Annotated in this window: 13 protein-coding genes and 1 riboswitch; of the genes, 6 read left to right on the top strand and 7 right to left on the bottom strand. The window is 69.8% G+C overall.

The window, feature by feature from the left end:
• Positions 1–28: 28 nt before the first annotated feature.
• Positions 29–1,318: a sigma-54-dependent transcriptional regulator gene (locus MC45_RS16875; RefSeq protein WP_038665660.1), complete on the bottom strand. Its 1,290-nt coding sequence runs from the start codon at positions 1,316–1,318 to the stop codon at positions 29–31.
• A complete protein-coding gene (locus MC45_RS16870; RefSeq protein WP_038665657.1) occupies positions 1,315–2,997 on the bottom strand; it encodes a sensor histidine kinase in 1,683 nt (560 codons plus the stop codon). The genes MC45_RS16875 and MC45_RS16870 overlap by 4 nt, the downstream gene beginning before the upstream one ends.
• Positions 2,998–3,325: 328 nt before the next feature.
• Here MC45_RS16870 and mqo point away from each other — a divergent pair, with 328 nt between their 5' ends.
• The 4 genes from mqo (at position 3,326) to pnuC (ending at position 9,221) form a co-directional block, all read left to right on the top strand.
• A complete protein-coding gene (gene mqo / locus MC45_RS16865; RefSeq protein ID WP_038667801.1) occupies positions 3,326–5,041 on the top strand; it encodes a malate dehydrogenase (quinone) in 1,716 nt (571 codons plus the stop codon).
• 39 nt (positions 5,042–5,080) lie between these two features.
• Positions 5,081–5,190: riboswitch (TPP riboswitch) on the top strand.
• A 56-nt stretch (positions 5,191–5,246) separates the two neighbouring features.
• Positions 5,247–7,523, top strand: coding sequence for a TonB-dependent receptor (locus MC45_RS16860; RefSeq protein ID WP_038665652.1), 2,277 nt, complete (start codon positions 5,247–5,249; stop codon positions 7,521–7,523).
• A gap of 4 nt (positions 7,524–7,527) precedes the next feature.
• Positions 7,528–8,658 carry a phosphotransferase enzyme family protein gene (locus tag MC45_RS16855; protein ID WP_038665649.1) on the top strand — a complete coding sequence of 377 codons (1,131 nt, stop codon included), beginning with the start codon at positions 7,528–7,530 and terminating at the stop codon, positions 8,656–8,658.
• Positions 8,655–9,221 carry a nicotinamide riboside transporter PnuC gene (pnuC, locus tag MC45_RS16850; RefSeq protein WP_038665646.1) on the top strand — a complete coding sequence of 189 codons (567 nt, stop codon included), beginning with the start codon at positions 8,655–8,657 and terminating at the stop codon, positions 9,219–9,221. Before MC45_RS16855 ends, pnuC begins: the two co-directional genes overlap by 4 nt.
• 24 nt (positions 9,222–9,245) lie before the next feature.
• On the opposite strand, the gene MC45_RS19405 is transcribed toward pnuC, so the two are convergent.
• From MC45_RS19405 to MC45_RS16840, 3 genes are read right to left on the bottom strand one after another with little or no spacing between them, the layout of a single operon-like run.
• Entirely contained in the window at positions 9,246–9,395 is a 150-nt protein-coding gene (locus tag MC45_RS19405) for a CsbD family protein (protein WP_156143866.1), read from the bottom strand.
• 58 nt (positions 9,396–9,453) lie between these two features.
• The gene (locus tag MC45_RS16845) at positions 9,454–10,299 is read right to left on the bottom strand and encodes an exonuclease domain-containing protein (protein WP_038665643.1); all 846 of its coding nucleotides are present in this window, start codon (positions 10,297–10,299) and stop codon (positions 9,454–9,456) included.
• Complete coding sequence (locus tag MC45_RS16840; protein WP_038665641.1) at positions 10,296–10,886, bottom strand: alpha-ketoglutarate-dependent dioxygenase AlkB; 591 nt, start codon at positions 10,884–10,886, stop codon at positions 10,296–10,298. The genes MC45_RS16845 and MC45_RS16840 overlap by 4 nt, the downstream gene beginning before the upstream one ends.
• 264 nt (positions 10,887–11,150) lie before the next feature.
• Between MC45_RS16840 and MC45_RS16835 the strand changes: the two genes are divergently transcribed.
• Entirely contained in the window at positions 11,151–12,194 is a 1,044-nt protein-coding gene (locus tag MC45_RS16835) for a rod shape-determining protein (RefSeq protein ID WP_038665638.1), read from the top strand.
• A 158-nt stretch (positions 12,195–12,352) separates the two neighbouring features.
• Here the strand turns inward: MC45_RS16835 and MC45_RS16830 are convergent, their stop codons facing one another.
• Both MC45_RS16830 and MC45_RS16825 read right to left on the bottom strand, forming a co-directional pair.
• Positions 12,353–12,742 (bottom strand): hypothetical protein, encoded by a 390-nt coding sequence (locus tag MC45_RS16830; RefSeq protein ID WP_038665635.1) that lies wholly within the window; start codon positions 12,740–12,742, stop codon positions 12,353–12,355.
• A gap of 146 nt (positions 12,743–12,888) precedes the next feature.
• Complete coding sequence (locus MC45_RS16825; protein ID WP_038665632.1) at positions 12,889–13,716, bottom strand: alpha/beta fold hydrolase; 828 nt, start codon at positions 13,714–13,716, stop codon at positions 12,889–12,891.
• A 247-nt stretch (positions 13,717–13,963) separates the two neighbouring features.
• On the opposite strand from MC45_RS16825, the gene MC45_RS16820 reads away from it, so the two are divergent.
• Positions 13,964–16,195, top strand: coding sequence for a beta-glucosidase (locus MC45_RS16820; protein WP_038665629.1), 2,232 nt, complete (start codon positions 13,964–13,966; stop codon positions 16,193–16,195).
• Positions 16,196–16,228: the final 33 nt, after the last annotated feature.

Below are 16,228 nucleotides of genomic sequence, written 5' to 3'. Positions count from 1 at the left end.
GCCTCGACCACCGATGCCGGTCAGGCGGTCACGGACGGGTCTGGCGGCGGATCGCGCGCAGGTCGATGCCGAGCCGGTTGACGCGATAATAGAAGGTCTTGCGCGGCAATTTGAGCGCCTGGATCGCGGCGGCGATCTCGCCGTCCGCAGCGGCGATGGCGTCGATGATCGTCGCCCGCTCGAATGCGTCGAGCCGCTCGGGCAGCGACGCGGGTTCGCCGCTGCTCGGCGCGCCGTCGTCGAGGCCGAGGCAGATGCGCTCCGCCGCTTTCTCCAGTTCGAGCACGTTGCCCGGCCATGGCCGCGCCGCCAGCCGCATCGCGTGATCGGCCAATGCCGGCACCGCGCAGCGATGGCGCTCGGCGGCGCGCGCGGCGAAATGCGCGAACAGCATTGGAATATCCTCCTTGCGCTCGGACAGCGGCGGCAGGCGCAGCGGCACGCCGGCGAGCAGGTGGAACAGGCCGGGCAGGATGCGGTCGCGCTGCCCCTCCTCCAGCGCGGCGACGATCCGCACGTCGACCGCATGCGGATCGCGGCCGTCGAGCGGCAGCGCGCGCTTTTCGGCGAAATGCGCCAGCCGGTTCTGCAATTCGGGTCCGGCGGCTTCGAGATGGTCGAGGAACAACGTGCCGCGATGCGCACGGTCGATCGGGCCGTTGCGCGCGAACACTTCGCGCTCGACCAGCGCCACCGGCACCGTCGCGCAGTCGATGACGAGGAAGCGATGGCGCGCACGCCGCCCGGCGCGATGCACCAGCCGCGCGAAATGTTCGCGCCCCGTCCCCACCTCGCCCTCGATCACCAGATCGAGCGGCGCATCGGCGAGCAGCGGGATCATGCCACGCAATCGCCGGATCGCGAGGCTGTCGCCGATCAGCGTCTCGCCCTGCTGTTCGTCGGCGAGCGCGCGCAGCCGCCGGTTCTCCAGCGTCAGCCCGCGTGCGGTCGCGGCGCGCACCGCCGCGGCGACCAGCGCCTCGGGATCGAACGGCTTGGACAGGAAGTCCCATGCGCCGTTCCTGATCGCCTCCACCGCCATGCCGATGTCGCCATGACCGGTGAGCAGCAGCACCGGCAGGTCGGCGTCGCGGCCACGCACCGCGTCCATCAATTCCAGCCCCGACATGCCCGGCATGCGGACGTCGGTGATGAGGATACCGGGAAAGTCGGCGGTGAGTTCGGGCAACGCGCTACGCGCGTCGGCGAACGGTCGCACCTCGAAACCGTGCAGCTTGAGCAATTGCGACGCCGCCGCGCGGAGATCCGGCTCGTCGTCGACCAGCGCGACGACCGGTGTCCTGTCGATCGTCGTCATGCCCGCCGCATCCCGATCTCGAACACCGCCCCGCCCGGCGCGGGCAGATGATGCAGCCAGCCGCCGAGGTCGGTCATGATATCCTGCGCGATGACGAGGCCGAGACCGAGACCCGCTGCGCGGCTGGTGTTGAACGGCTTGAACAGGCCGGCGGCGATCGCCGGATCGATGCCCGGCCCGGTATCCGCGACGCGGAGCCGGACGCGCGACTCCTCCTCGACCAGGGTCAGCGTGATGCGCCGCTCGGCGCGGCCGGCGAGTGCGTCGAGCGCGTTCTGGACGAGATTGACCAGCACCTGTTCGAGGCGGACCTTGCCGCCGACCACCCTCAGCGCCGGATCGATCGCAGGCCGGTCGAGCACCGCATCCCTTAGCTGTTCGCGCACGATCAGCAGCGCGCCGTCGATCACCTCGGCGAGCGAAACCGGGCGGAGTTCGTCGGTCTGGCGGCGCGAAAAGGCGCGAAGCTGCGCGGTCACCACGCCGACCCGGTCGGCGAGCTGCGCGATCGTGCGGAGATTGGCACGCACCTCGTCGGGCTCGTCGCGGTCGAGCAGCATGCGACTGGTTTCGGCATAGGTGCGGATCGCCGCGACCGGCTGCGCGGTCTCGTGCGCGACGCTGGCGGTGATCTGGCCGAGCGATGCGAGCCGGTTGGCCTGGCGCAGCGCCTCGCGCAATTCGGCGCCGCGCGCATCGGACAGCGCGCGCTCGGCGGCCTCGCGACGCAGGTCGGCGGTGCGCTCGGCAACCGCCGCCTCCAGCTCGGCGGTGCGGCGACGCGTCGCCAGCACACGCTGGCGCATGGCCCAGGCGATGACGCCGAGCGCGAGGACGCTCGCCCCCGCCGCCGCCGCGGCGAACAGCCGCGCCGCCGCGACCGCGCGATCGACGGGTCGCATCTGCACCAATTGCCAGCCCGGCTGGCTGACCGGCACCATCTGCGCGACGTAGGACGCCGGCGCACCGCCGATCCGCACGCGGCCGTCGCCGAGCGGCACCAGCGCCACCGTGCCGGCCGCCGGCGCCGTTGCCCGCGTCACGGTGGCGAAGCGCCAGCCGGGGCGGCTGGTGACGAGGATGCGCTGCCGGGCGTCCTGCACGAAGCTGATCCCGCCGCTGCGCGCCCAGGCCCGTTCGATCCGGTCGAACTCCAGCTTGATGACGGTGACGCCGCCGGTCGCGGTCCGCGCGGCGAGATACAGGCCGGGGCGCTGGCTGACGCTGCCGATCGCGAAATGGCTGCCCTCGCCGCGGGCTTCCGCCTGCCGGACATAGGGACGGCTATGATAATCGATGCCGACGAAGGCCCGCGGGCTGCGCCAGTTGCTCGCGGCGATCGACCAGCCGTCCGGGCCGACCACGTAGATCGCCGGCGCGCCGGTGACGCGGGCCAGCGCCTCCAGCTTGCGGTTGAGCGCCGGTCGCGCCGCGCCGGTGCCGGCGATCGCCGCCGAAATGTCGCGATCGTTGGCAAGCGTGAGCGGCAGCAGCCGGAAACGGGCGATCTCGCTGTCGAGCAGCGCCGCGCGCAGCCGCGCATCCTGTGTCACCTCGATCTGCTGCTGCGCGATCGTGCGCCGTTGTGCGAGCGCGCCGGCGAGGATCGCGGCGGCGATCGCGAGCAACAGCACGCCCGCCAGCCAGGGCCAGCCGCGGATCAGGGGGCGGAGACTCACGGCCGAATGCCTACCCGCCCGCCTGCCGCGTGGCAAGAAGTTGCACTTTCACCGCAAAGGATGTGTCATTTCCTGCCCTCCGCGAACCATCCCCGCACGCTAGATTGGTTCTAAGTCGTTGTGAGAGAACGATTATATCGAAGTGTCATTTTCTGCGCGGGCCGCATCCGCGGGTCGGGCACAAGCGGGTCGATACGGTCGCATGGCTCCGCCGGAGCGATGCGGCATCGGCCGTCCGGATTCGCCGGTCGCGGCCGTGGACACGCCCCGCTGCGATCCGCGTCCTACCGCGACGTCGTACCGCAAGCGGCTGCAGAAGGATCATGCGATGCACTCCGACCCCCGCGAGCTGGCCCCGACCGCCGACATGTCGACTCTTCCGGCTGCCGCCGTCACCCGCCGCGGGCTGATCGGCGCGGTCGCCGCCGCGGGGGGCGCCTCGCTGCTGCCGGCGGCGGCGCGCGCGCAAGCGCGCAGCGAGCAGAGCGTCGACGTGCTGCTGATCGGCGGCGGCATCATGAGCGCGACGCTCGGCGTGCTGCTGCGCCAGCTCGAACCGACGTGGACGATCGAGATGGTCGAGCGGCTCGACCGCGCCGCCGGCGAGAGTTCCGACGGCTGGAACAACGCCGGCACCGGCCATTCGGCGCTGTGCGAGCTCAACTATACGCCGGTCAACGCCGCCGACGGCCGCGTCGAGATCGCCAAGGCGATCGAGATCAACGAGCAATGGCAGATCACCCGCCAGTTCCTCAGCCACCAGCTCCGCGCCGGGGTGCTCAGCGACCCGCGCGCCTTCATCAACTCGACGCCGCACATGAATCTGGTGTGGGGCCGCGAGAACGTCGAATTCCTGCGCAAGCGGCATGCGGCGCTCGGCGCCAGCCCGTTGTTCTCGGGGATGGAGTTCACCACCGATCCGCACCAGATCGGCCAATGGGTGCCGCTGATGATGGAGGGGCGCAGCGGTGGCCTGCCGCTGGCGGCGACGCGCTCGCCGCTCGGCACCGATTGCGACTGGGGCGAGGTGACGCGGCAATATATCACGTCGCTCAGCCGCCAAACGGGCGTGACGCTGACCAGCGGCCACGAGGTGCGCAAGCTCGAACGCAATGCGGACAAGAGCTGGCGCGTCACCGCCGAGGCGACCAACGGCGGCGGCAAGCGGATCATCAACGCGCGCTTCGTCTTCGCCGGCGCCGGTGGCGGCGCATTGCCGATCCTGCAGGCCTCGGGAATTCCCGAAGCCGACAATTATGCGGGTTTCCCGGTCGGCGGCTCGTTCCTCGTCTCCGAAAAGCCCGAGATCGCCGACCGCCATCTCGCCAAGGTCTATGGCAAGGCCGCGGTCGGCTCGCCGCCGATGTCGGTGCCGCATCTCGACACGCGCTATTTCGACAAGCGCCGCGCCTTGCTGTTCGGGCCGTTCGCCACCTTCTCGACCAAGTTCCTCAAGCACGGCTCGTATTTCGACCTGCCGGCGTCGGTGACGCTCGACAATTTCCGCCCGATGATGGCGGTCGGCTGGGACAATTTCGACCTGGTCGAATATCTCGCCGGCCAGTTGATGATGTCCGACGAGGACCGGCTGAAGGCGCTGCGCGAATATCTGCCCGGTGCGCGCGCGGAAGACTGGAAGCTGTGGCAGGCCGGCCAGCGCGTCCAGATCATCAAGCGCGATCCCGAGAAGGGCGGCGTGCTCAAGCTGGGGACGGAGATCGTCGCTTCGAAGGACGGCTCGATCGCGGCGCTGCTCGGCGCGTCGCCGGGGGCGTCGACCGCGCCGGCGATCATGCTGAACCTGCTCAAGACGGTCTTCCCCAAGCGGCTCGCGACCCCGGCGTGGCAGGACGGCCTGCGCAAGATCGTGCCGTCCTACGGGATCGCGCTCAACGATCATCCCGACTTGCTCGCGCAGGAATGGGCGCAGACCAGCGACGCGCTGCAACTGACGACGCCGCCGCCCGCGGTCCATGTCGCCACCCGGCCGCGCCCCGCCGCCACCCGCGTCAAGGCCGACCGCCACCCCGATCTGGCGCTGTAATCGAGCCCCCTATCGCTACCCCGCGGGATCGCCTAAGCCGGGCCATCCCCGGGGGGCCGCTGACGCGCGGCTGAGAAATGGGCAGCAGCCCATGACCCGCTGAACCTGATCCGGGTGATACCGGCGTAGGGAGGGTCTGCGGTGCGCCGTCGTTCCTCCGATGAAGTGGATGCGAACGATTCCGGCTCTTGTTTCCCGTTTCGACATGCGACCCGCGCGATCCTGGCTCGCGCTGGGGGTGCCGGTGCTGCTCCTCGCGGCACCCGCCGCGGCGCAGACCGCCGAACCCGCCGAGATCCGCGTCGTCGGCCATCCCGATCCCGCCGGGCTGCTGCCCGACCAACAGGCGCCGAAGAGCCAGAGCGCGATCTCGGCCGACTTCATCGTCAAACAGGCGCCGACGCTCAACGCCTTCCAGCTCGTCACCTTGCTGCCCGGCGCCAATGTCGCATCGAGCGATCCCTACGGCCTGTCGACCAGTTCCAGCCTGACGCTGCGCGGGCTGGGGCAGGACGAGATCGGCGTGCTGATGGAAGGCGCACCGCAGAACGACATCGGCTATTATTACGCCTATCCGTCACAGTTCGCCGACCCCGGCAACCTCCGGCGGATATCGATCGCGCAGGGGTCGGTCGACATCGACTCGCCGACGCTGGGCGGTGCCGGCGGATTGCTATCGCTGGCGCTCGACGATCCCAGGGCGCGGGCGGGCGGCCTCGTCGATCTGTCGCTCGGCAGCTATGCGGCGCGGCGCGGCTTCGTGCGGATCGACAGCGGGACGATCGGCGGCACCGGGCTCAAGGCCTTCCTGTCCTATTCCAACACGCGTGCGGACAATTGGCGCGGTGCCGGCTTCGACACGCGCCAGCATATCGACGCGAAGCTGCTCAACGAATGGGGCGCGGGCAATCGCGCCAGCCTCGCGCTGTCGTTCAACGACGCCAATTCCTCGAGTTACCCCAGCCCGACGCTCGCCGAATGGCAGGCGCAGAGCCGCGGCTTCAACTACGCCAAGCGCTACACGCCGGGCGCCACCGATTACTGGCGGCTCTATCGCGCGCCGTTCCGCAATCTCTACGCCTCGGCGCCGGTGCATCTCGAGCTCGGCGAGCGGCTGACGTTCGACAGCACCAGTTATGCGCAATTCGGTTACGGCAATTCGCCTTATGGCACGCAGCTCACCACCACCGGCAATTTCCTCGGTACCGAGGAGCTGGCGCAGCCGATCGCGCTGCCCGGCGCAGTCGACGGCGTCGCGACGGTGCTCGGCAATTATACCGGCGACCAGTTCCGCGGCGGCAGCCTCGCCAAGCTGACGCTGCAGGCCGGCAGCCACCGGATCACCGCCGGGCTGTGGTTCGATTACGGCACCGATCGCGTCACCCAATCCTATACCAGCATCGCTGCCGATGGCCGGCCGACCGACCGCTGGGGCTATCGCGCCAAAGCGATCCGCACCGCCGACGGCCGCCTGCTCGCTTACGAGAACCAGCGCACCGTCACCGTCACCAAGAGCTTTTTCCTCGCCGACAGCATCGCCGTCGCGCCGCGGCTGACGGTCGACGTCGGGTTCAAGGGCGTCGACGTGCTGCGCAACGGCCGCAACTATCTGCCCGGACCGCAGGACAAGGTGCGGATCGACAGTTTCGCCGCTTTGCCGCGCGCCGCGATCCATTACCGGCTCGACGACCGGCAACAGCTCTTCGCCAACGTCACCACCAACTTCCGCACGCCCAACGAATTCACGCTGTACAACAGCTATGCCGGCGGAGCGCTGGTCGTGCAGGGCAGCAACGCGCTCAAGAACGAATATTCGGTGTCGGAAGAGCTCGGCTATCGCTTCATCGGCGAAGCGGTCTCGGCCTCGGTGACGGGCTTCCACTATAAATTCCGCAACCGACAGCTCGCGACGGTGGTCGATCAGGGCGGCGCGCAGGTCAATGCGACGCTCAACGCCGGCGGACAGACCTCTTATGGCGTCGATGCCGAGATCGACTATCGCCCGGTCGCCGCGGTCAGCCTCTATGTGTCGGGCGAATATCTGCACGCGCGGCTCGACGACGATCTGCCGGTCGGCGGCGACCTGCTGCCGACGCGCGGCCGGCATGCGGTGTCGAGCCCGACGGTGCAATTCGGCGCGGGCGGCACCTATGACGACGGCCGCGTCTTCGGCAGCATCGCGTCGAAATATCTCGGCCGGCAATATGCCACCTTCACGAACGACGAGCGCATCAAGGGCTATGCGACGCTCGACCTGTCGATCGGCGTGCATCTGGCCGAGTGGCTCGACGGCAAGCGCACCGACCTGCGCGTCAACGCGATCAACGTCACCGATCCGCACGTGCTCGCCGGCGTCCAGGCGGTGACGAGCAACGCGCAGGACACCATCGGCCGCAACGGCACCGTCATCGCTGGTCAGGCACCCGCTTATTATATCGGCAGCGGCGCCGCGGTGATGGCGACCGTCTCGCGCGCGTTCTGAGGCGATGACGCCCGCCGGTCATCTGGTGCACGGCATGGGGCAGGCGCTGGAGGCGCCGACCTGGCCGGCGATCACCATCGGCGAGGCCACCGCGGTACTGGCGCGCTTTCCGGCGGCTGGACCGCCGACCGGGCTGCACTGGCATTCGCCACGCCCCTTCTCGGCGGCGGCCTTGGTCCGGACCGGGACGGGCACCGTCCTGCTCAAGCGCCACCACCACATGCTGCGCTCGATCGCGGGGCTGGCCGAGGAACATGCGTTCATCGCGCATCTCGCCGCGGCCGGCCTATCGGTGCCGAAGGTCCTCGCGACGGCCGACGGTGCGACCGCAATCGCGATCGACGCGTGGCGCTACGAAGCGCACCGGCAGGCGCCGGGCGCCGATCTCTACCGCGACCGCCTGTCGTGGACGCCATTCTTCTCGCACGCGCAGGCGCATGCCGCCGGCGTCGCGCTGGCGCGGCTGCACCTCGCCGCGGCCGGCGTCGCCGCCCCTGCGCGTCGGGCGCAGCCGCTGGTCGCCAGCCTCACCATCCTGCCGGCCCGCGATCCGCTCGCCGCGGCCGAGGCCTATGTCGCCGCCCGGCCGGCGCTGGCCGCCTTCCTGACGACGCGGCCGTGGCGGGCGCAGCTCGCCGCGCTGTTCGCGACGCTCGGCGACGGCCTGCCCGCGGTGCTGGCGGATCAGCCGCCGCTGTGGACGCACAACGACTGGCATCCGTCGAACCTGCTCTGGACGGACGACGGCAGCGTACGCACGGTGATCGACTTCGGCCTCGCCGATCGCACCTGCGCGGTGCACGATATCGCCACCGCGATCGAACGCAGCGCGATCCGCTGGCTCGACCTGCCGCAGGGCGACGACATCGCCGATCCCGCGGCGGCGCTGGCGCTGCTCGCCGGCTATGCATCGCGCGTCCCGCTCGCCGCCGCCGATATCGCCGCGATCGTCCGGCTGCTGCCGCTCGTCCACCTCGAATTCGCCTTGTCGGAGATCGACTATTTCACCGCGGTGGTCGCCGATCCCGCCGCCGCGGCGCTGACCTGGGACGGCTATGCCATCGGCCATGCCGTGTGGTTCCGCTCCGCCGCGGGGCAGGCTTTGCTGCGCCGGATCGGCGAGGCCAAGCCATGACGCCGCTGGAGATCGTCGCGGTGGTCGTCAGCTTCGCCGGAATCTGGCTGACCGCGCGGCGGCGCATGCTGTGCTGGCCGGTCAATCTGCTCGCCTGCGCGCTATACGCGAAGCTGTTCCTCGACGTGCGGCTGTACGCCGACATGGTGCTGCAACTGCTGTTCGCGATCGCGATCGTCTACGGCTGGGTCGCCTGGGCGCGGGGGACCGATAGCGAGGGCGAGGTGGTGGTGGCGCCGCTGCGGCCGGCGCAGGTGCTGGCGGGGCTGGCGGCGGGCGCGGTGGGGGCGGTGAGCATCGGCTGGCTGACCAGCCACCATACCGACGCGGCGCTGCCCTGGATGGACGCGACACTGAGCAGCTTCAGCCTCGTCGCGCAATATTGGACCGGGCGCCGCCACGCCGCGAGCTGGCTGCTGTGGATCGTGGTCGACGTCTGTTACGTCGGCATGTTCGTCTGGAAGGATTTGCTGCCGACCGCCGGCCTCTATGCGGCGATGGTCGGGCTCGCCGTCCTCGGCTATCGGCAATGGCGCCGGGCGGGCGGCCACCGGCAGGGCTGACCCCGCCGGCGAACGCGCATACGCCTACTTCTTCCTGGCGTCGGCCTGCTGCTTGGTGCCGCGCGCTTCCTGTTCGGCGCCCTCTTCGTGCAGCGACGGATCGTCGGCATTCTGCTTGGCCTTGCCGACGGCGGTGTTGATCGCGCTTACGATGCCGGAGATCGATTTTACCATGAGACGTCCTTCGCGGTTCGGGAGCGCGGAAGCGCCCCGTCGTTCACGGCTCAACCCCTCAGCCGCCAACAATGGCCCCGGCATCGTCGTCGAGCAGGCCCGGCGTCCGCGCCGACACGATCCGGATCGCCCGGCCGGCCCGGCGGGCCGCCGCGGCCTTGTCCATCTCGGCGCTCGCGCGCGGCGCGCGCGCATCGGGCAGATGATCGGCGACGACCACCATCGTCGTCGTCAGCCCGACCGCCGACATGATCGTGCCGCCCTGCGCGGCGAGCGCCTGCGCGATTGCCCCGTCGCGCGCCTCGCCGACGACGACGATCCGCTCGCCCTTCAGCGGCCCCGCCGGCGCGGCGCGGGGCGGCGGCTGCGGCTTGCGCGGCGGGGCCAGCCAGTCGGCGAGCGACAGGCCGGTATGGTCGATCGCCTTGACGATCACCCAGCCGGCGGCGCGCGCGTCGCTCAGCGCGTCATGGTGGCGGTGGGTGATGCCGAGATAGCGCGCGAGGCCGCCGAGCTTGTGGTTGGGCAGATCGGGCCAGGCGCGTTTGGCGACCCGCACGCTGTCCAGCCAGACCGTCTCGATCATCGCCCGGTCATGGACGCGGCACGCCGCGGCGAGTGCGCCCTTGTCGAAATAGGAATGGGCGACGGTGACGCGGCCGGTCAGATGGCGGTCGATGTCGGCGTGGACGTGCGCGAAGGTCGGCTGGCCGATCACGTGATGCGCGGCGATGCCGTGGATGCGCGTGTTCATCGCGTGGAAATCGTCGCACGGATCGAGCAAGGTCTCATAGGCGAAGACCTCGCGGCCGTCGCGGAAGCCGACGATGCCGATCTGGCAGATGCTGCTCACCCGCGAACAGGCGGTCTCGACGTCGATCACGACGAAATCGGGGGTCGTCACGCGCCATCCCCGGCGGCGAGCATCCGGCGTCCGCGCTCGGACAGGCTGCGCAGCGTGATCGACCAGCGCGTCTCGGTCATCGCGGCGATGCTATGCTCCCAGTCGTGGCGCGCCTCGCCGTGGAGGTGGTAGATGCCGCGCGGCGGCAGCGGTGCGGCGACCCGCGCGAACCGCTCGCCCGTCCGGCGGCGGAAGCGCATCGCCGCCGCCGCGCCCAGCGAGATGCCGACGACGTGATCGAAATGCGGACGGTCGCGATGCCAGCCGATCCCCGCGCCGGGATCGTAGCGGATCAGCAGCGCCTGCACGAAGCTCCCCGAGGCGACCCCGGCGAACGCCTCGGCCCGCGCACGGATCGCCGCCAGCCATGCCGGCATCGGCGCCGCCGGTGCGAGCGACCCGCGCTCGAAATCGTAATGCAGCCCGAAACTGTGGGTCAGCCGCTTGCCGGTCCAGCCCTGGAATTGAAACGGCGTCAGCGCGAGCGCATCAATTGCCGCGATCAGCGCGCGTTCGTCGTCGGCGGTGACGAACCCCTCCTCGCTGCGCAGCCCGGGCAGCAGCGGCCGGTCGAACAGGTCGCGCATCACGACCGGCCTGCGCCGGCCCCGAGGCCGTACGCCGGCAGCATCGCAAGAGAGATCAAGGGGATAGCCACGCCGTCGCCGATGTAGGCCCGGCCCCCGCCGGCCGCAAGCAAGCCCGCCGCCCCGCCATCCGCCCCGCAAACCGTCCGTCCGCCGGGACAGGCCGGTGGACGCACGCCGGTTGACGCTGCCCGGCAAAGCGCCAATGCGCGGGGCCTTCGCATCGGCCGACGGCCGGTGCCACTCCCAACAAGGTAGGCTGCGCTGCGACTGTCCCTCAATTTCGGTCTTGCCTCGCATGACATGGCGATCGACCTCGGCACCGTGAACACGTTGGTGTTCGTCGCCGGCCGCGGCATCGTGCTGGACGAACCCTCCGTCGTTGCGATCGAGACGCGCGACGGCATCCCCAAGGTGCTCGCGGTCGGTGCCGACGCCAAGCTGATGATGGGCAAGACGCCGCAAGGCGTCGAGACGATCCGGCCGTTACGCGACGGCGTCATCGCCGACATCGACGTCGCCGAGCAGATGATCAAGCACTTCATCAAGAAGGTGCATGGCGACGCCGGCCGATTACAGCGCAATCCCAAGATGGTGATCTGCGTGCCGGCGGGATCGACGCAGGTCGAGCGGCGCGCGATCCGCCAGGCGGCGACCAGCGCCGGCGCATCGAAGGTGCTGCTGATCGAGGAATCGCTCGCCGCCGCGATCGGCGCCGGGCTGCCGATCACCGCACCGATCGGGTTCATGGTCGTCGACATCGGCGGCGGCACCACCGAGGTGGCGGTGCTCTCGCTCGGCGGCCTCGCCTACAGCAATTCGGTGCGCGTCGGCGGCGACAAGCTCGACGAGGCGATCGCCTCGCACATCCGCCGCAAGCACAATCTGATGATCGGCGAGGCGACCGCGGAGCGGATCAAGCAGCAGATCGGTGCCGCCAGCCGGCCGACGGGCGAGCCGGAGCCGGACATGCGCGTGCGCGGGCGCGACCTGATGAACGGCATCCCCAAGGAGATCAGCATCAGCCAGACCGAGATCGCCGATGCGCTCGCCGATCTCGTCGCGCAGATCGTCGAGGTGGTGATGAAGACGCTCGAACAGGTCGAGCCGGAACTCGCCGCCGATATCGTCGAACAGGGTATCGTGATGACCGGCGGCGGGGCGTTGCTGCGCCGGCTGGACGAGGTGCTCAGCCGCTCGACCGGGCTGCCGGTGATCGTCGCCGAAGCGCCGCTGATGTGCGTCGCGCTCGGCGCCGGGCGCGCGCTGGAGGATGCGGCGTTCAGCGGCGTGCTGCACACCCAGTGACGCGCCGCCGGACCTAAAAGGGGGCCGGACATAAAAGGGGGCCGCCGGAGCGGCCCCAGTAATCCTGTTGGGGAGGATGCCTAACGGCTTGATTTTCATGACGATCCGAAAGCGCAACGTCAAATATAAAAGTGCGTTTTACGACTAAAGGCGTGCCGTCACCCGATGGCCAGCGTCGTCAGCGCGGCGCTCAGGGCGATGCCCGCCGCCGGCCCGCTGACGCGATCGTGCGACGCGGTGGCGGGTGCCGAGGCGATCGCGCCCAGCGTCGTCGCGGTCAGCACCAGCCCCAGCGCGTAGGCGGAGCGACCGCCGAAGGCGGCGTTGAGGATGCAGCCGGCGAGCGCCGCCGCCAGCCCGACCGCCACCGCGATCGATGCCCAGGCCAGCATCGGCGCCGGAAGATGCGATAGGTGGCCGGCGAGCAATCCGCCCACCGCCATGGCGAGCGCCGCGGAGCCATCGCGCCGCAGCAGCGCGATCGGAACCGACGCCGCGAAGCCGCCGGTCAATATCATCCACAGGGTCGCCGCCGTAATCTGCGCCATGATCCGCCTCCTGGCCGGATCGATAGACGATCCCTGCGGAGAAGGTCGGAACAGTCTAGGGTTAACGAAGTCCTAATCTGGTGCATCGGCTTCGCATGCGGCAGGTCCGGCGTCGCGACACCGGACCCGCCGCCGCCCGTGGCGGCTCAGCCCTCGACGAAGGCGAGCAGATCGGCGTTGATCCGGTCGGCGTGCGTCGTCGGCATGCCGTGCGGATAGCCGGGATAGGAGATGAGCCTGGCGCCCGGCACGATCTCCGCCGATTTCCTGCCGGTGATGGCGAACGGCACGATCTGGTCGTCCTCGCCGTGCAGCACCAGCGTCGGCACCGTGATCGCCTTGAGATCTTCGGTGAAGTCGGTTTCCGAGAAGGCCTTGATGCCGAGCGTATGGGCAAGCACGCTGCCGGTCATGCCCTGCCGCCACCAATTGCGCCGCACGCCTTCCTTCACCTCCGCGCCGTCGCGATTGTAGCCGAAGAACGGCAGCGTGAAGTCGTAGAAATATTGCGCGCGATTGGTCGCGGTCTGTTCGCGGATCTCGTCGAACACCGACAGCGGCACGCCGTCGGGATTGGCATCGCTCTGGATCATGATCGGCGCAACCGCGCTGATCAGCACCGCCTTGGCGACCCGCCCCGGCTTGGCGCGGGCGACGTAGCGCGCCACTTCGCCGCCACCGGTCGAATGGCCGATGTGAACGGCGCCGCGCAGGTCGAGCGCGTCGGTGAGCGCGACGACGTCGGCGACATAGCCATCCATGTCGTGGCCGGTCGCCGCTTGGCTCGATCGGCCATGGCCGCGGCGGTCGTGGGCGACGACGCGATAGCCCTTGGCGACGAAGGCCATCATCTGCCCGTCCCAATCGTCCGAACTCAGCGGCCAGCCATGATGGAACATGACGACCTGCGCGTCGCGCGGCCCCCAGTCCTTGTAGAAGATCTCCGTCCCGTCCGTGGTGATGATCGTCGGCATTGTCTTGCTCCCTTATGCAGTCCGCACCGATCCGCTGCCGTCGTCACGGCGGCGGCAACGGCAGCTTATCGGGGTCGCGATCGGCATACAAACATTTGGCTACCCTCGATTTTTCGCCGACGACGGCCTTCCGCCCGGCGCTGCGCCTACGACTGCAAGGGGTTTGACGCGGTGGCCGATAGTCCGGAATACCCGTGGCGGTCGGACCGTTCGCGTCGGACGCGGTATCGACTCGGAGGCTTCGACCATGCGCGCTTTGCTACTCGCCACGACAATGCTGGTCGGCGCCCTCGCCGGCCCCTCCGGCCCCGTCACCGCTGCGGCGCCGGTCGCGGCCAGCGCATGGCAGGACAAGACGCTGTCCGCGGACCGACGCGCCGAGCTGCTGGTCCAGGCGATGACCGAGGACGAGAAACTCGCGGTCGTGACGGGCTTCTTCGGCACCCAGCAGGATTGGAACAGCTTCCGCGATCCGCAGGCGCGACCGCAATCGGCGGGCTTCGTGCCGGGCGTCCCCCGGCTGGGGTTCACGCCGCAATGGCAGGCAGATGCGGGCAGCGGCGTCGCGACGCAGGGCGAAGCGCCCCCGGCCCTGGAGCGCACCGCTTTGCCGTCGGGCATCCTCAGCGCGGCGACGTGGGACCCGGCGGTGGCGATGGCGGGCGGCAGGATGGTCGGCGCCGAAGCGCGCGCGTCCGGCTTCAACGTGCAGCTCGCCGGCGGCGTCAACCTCGCCCGCGAGCCCGGCAACGGCCGCAATTTCGAATATGGCGGCGAGGACCCGTGGCTGGCGGGGACGATGGTCGGCGCGTTCATGAAGGGTATCCAGTCGAACCGGATCGTCACGACGGTCAAGCATTTCGCGCTCAACGACCAGGAGACCGGACGCAGCACCGTCGACGTCGCGATCGACGAAGGCGCCGCCCGCACCTCGGACCTGCTCGCCTTCCAGATCGCGATCGAGCGCGGCGATCCCGGCTCGGTGATGTGCTCGTACAATCTCGTCAACGGCAAGCACGCCTGCCAGAACGACTGGCTGCTCAACCGCGTGCTGAAGGGCGATTGGGGGTATAAGGGCTATGTGATGTCCGACTGGGGCGCGCAGCACGACACGGTCGAGAATGCGCTGGGCGGGCTCGATCAGGAAACCGGCGTGTCCAACAAGGACAATTACGTCTGGCGCGACAAGCTGAAGGCGGCGATCGCGAGCGGCAAGGTGCCGATCGCGGCGTTCGACGACAAGGTCCGCCGGATCGCGCGTGCGCTGATCGTCAGCGGCGCGGTCGACGATCCCGTGACGCCCGGCCCGATCGATTTCGCCGCGCATGCGGTCGTCGCGCAGACCGCGGCGGAGAATGGCATCGTCCTGCTCAAGAACGAGGGCGGCATCTTGCCGTTGACGCGCGCGGCGAAGCGCATCCTCGTCGTCGGCGGCCATGCCGACGTCGGGGTGCTGTCGGGCGGCGGGTCGGCGCAGGTCTATGCCCCCGGCGGCAATGCGGTGCGCGGGCTCGGCCCCAAATCGTGGCCGGGGCCGATCGTCTACGACAAATCGTCGCCGCTCGCGGCGATCAAGGCCGAACGCCCCGACGCGACGGTCGATTACGACCCGGGCACCGACCCGGCCGCCAGCGCCGCAAAGGCCAGGAACGCCGACGTAGTGATCGTGTTCGCGACGCAATGGACCGCCGAATCGCTCGATTTCCCGCTGTCGCTGCCCGACGATCAGGATGGGCTGATCGGCGCGGTCGCCAAGGCCAATCGCAACACGATCGTCGTGCTGGAAACCGGCGGCGCGGTCGCCATGCCGTGGATCGCCGACGTGCGCGGCGTCGTCGAAAGCTGGTATCCCGGCAGCCGCGGCGGCCCCGCGATCGCTCGCATCCTGTCGGGCGCGGTCAACCCGTCGGGCCATCTGCCGATCACCTTCCCGGCGACGCCGGACCAGTATCCGCGGCCGACGATCGCCGGCAAGGGCCTGCCCGACAAACAGATCTTCGGCGTCCGCTACGCCGAGGGAGCGGCGGTCGGCTATAAATGGATCGACCGGACCGGCGCGCGTCCGCTGTTCCCGTTCGGCTTCGGGCTCAGTTACGGGCGCTTCGACCACGGCGGGCTCACCGCGCGCACCGTCGCGGGTGACCTTCAGGTCGGCTTCACGCTGCGCAACACCGGCACGATCCCCGGTCAGGCGCTGGGGCAGGTCTATGTCGCGTCGCCCGACGGCACTTGGGAAGCGCCCAAGCGACTGGCGGGCTATGCCAAGGCGGCGTTGCGTCCCGGACGGTCGGAGCAGCGCACCGTGACGGTCGACCCGCGGCTGCTCGCCACCTGGGACGAGACGCGACACCAATGGCATGTCGCGCCCGGCCGCTACACGGTGATGCTCGCGACCTCGGCAGCCGATATCAAGCAGCGGGTCACGGTGACCCTGCCCGAACGCTGGCTGCCGGTGGGACCGGCGACCAGCGCGCGATAGGCAGCGCCCCTCCCCGCGATGGTCGTGGCGCCG

The sequence above is a fragment of the Sphingomonas taxi genome, assembly GCF_000764535.1.
GTDB lineage: Bacteria > Pseudomonadota > Alphaproteobacteria > Sphingomonadales > Sphingomonadaceae > Sphingomonas > Sphingomonas taxi.
This window is presented reverse-complemented; position numbering and strand designations above follow the sequence as displayed.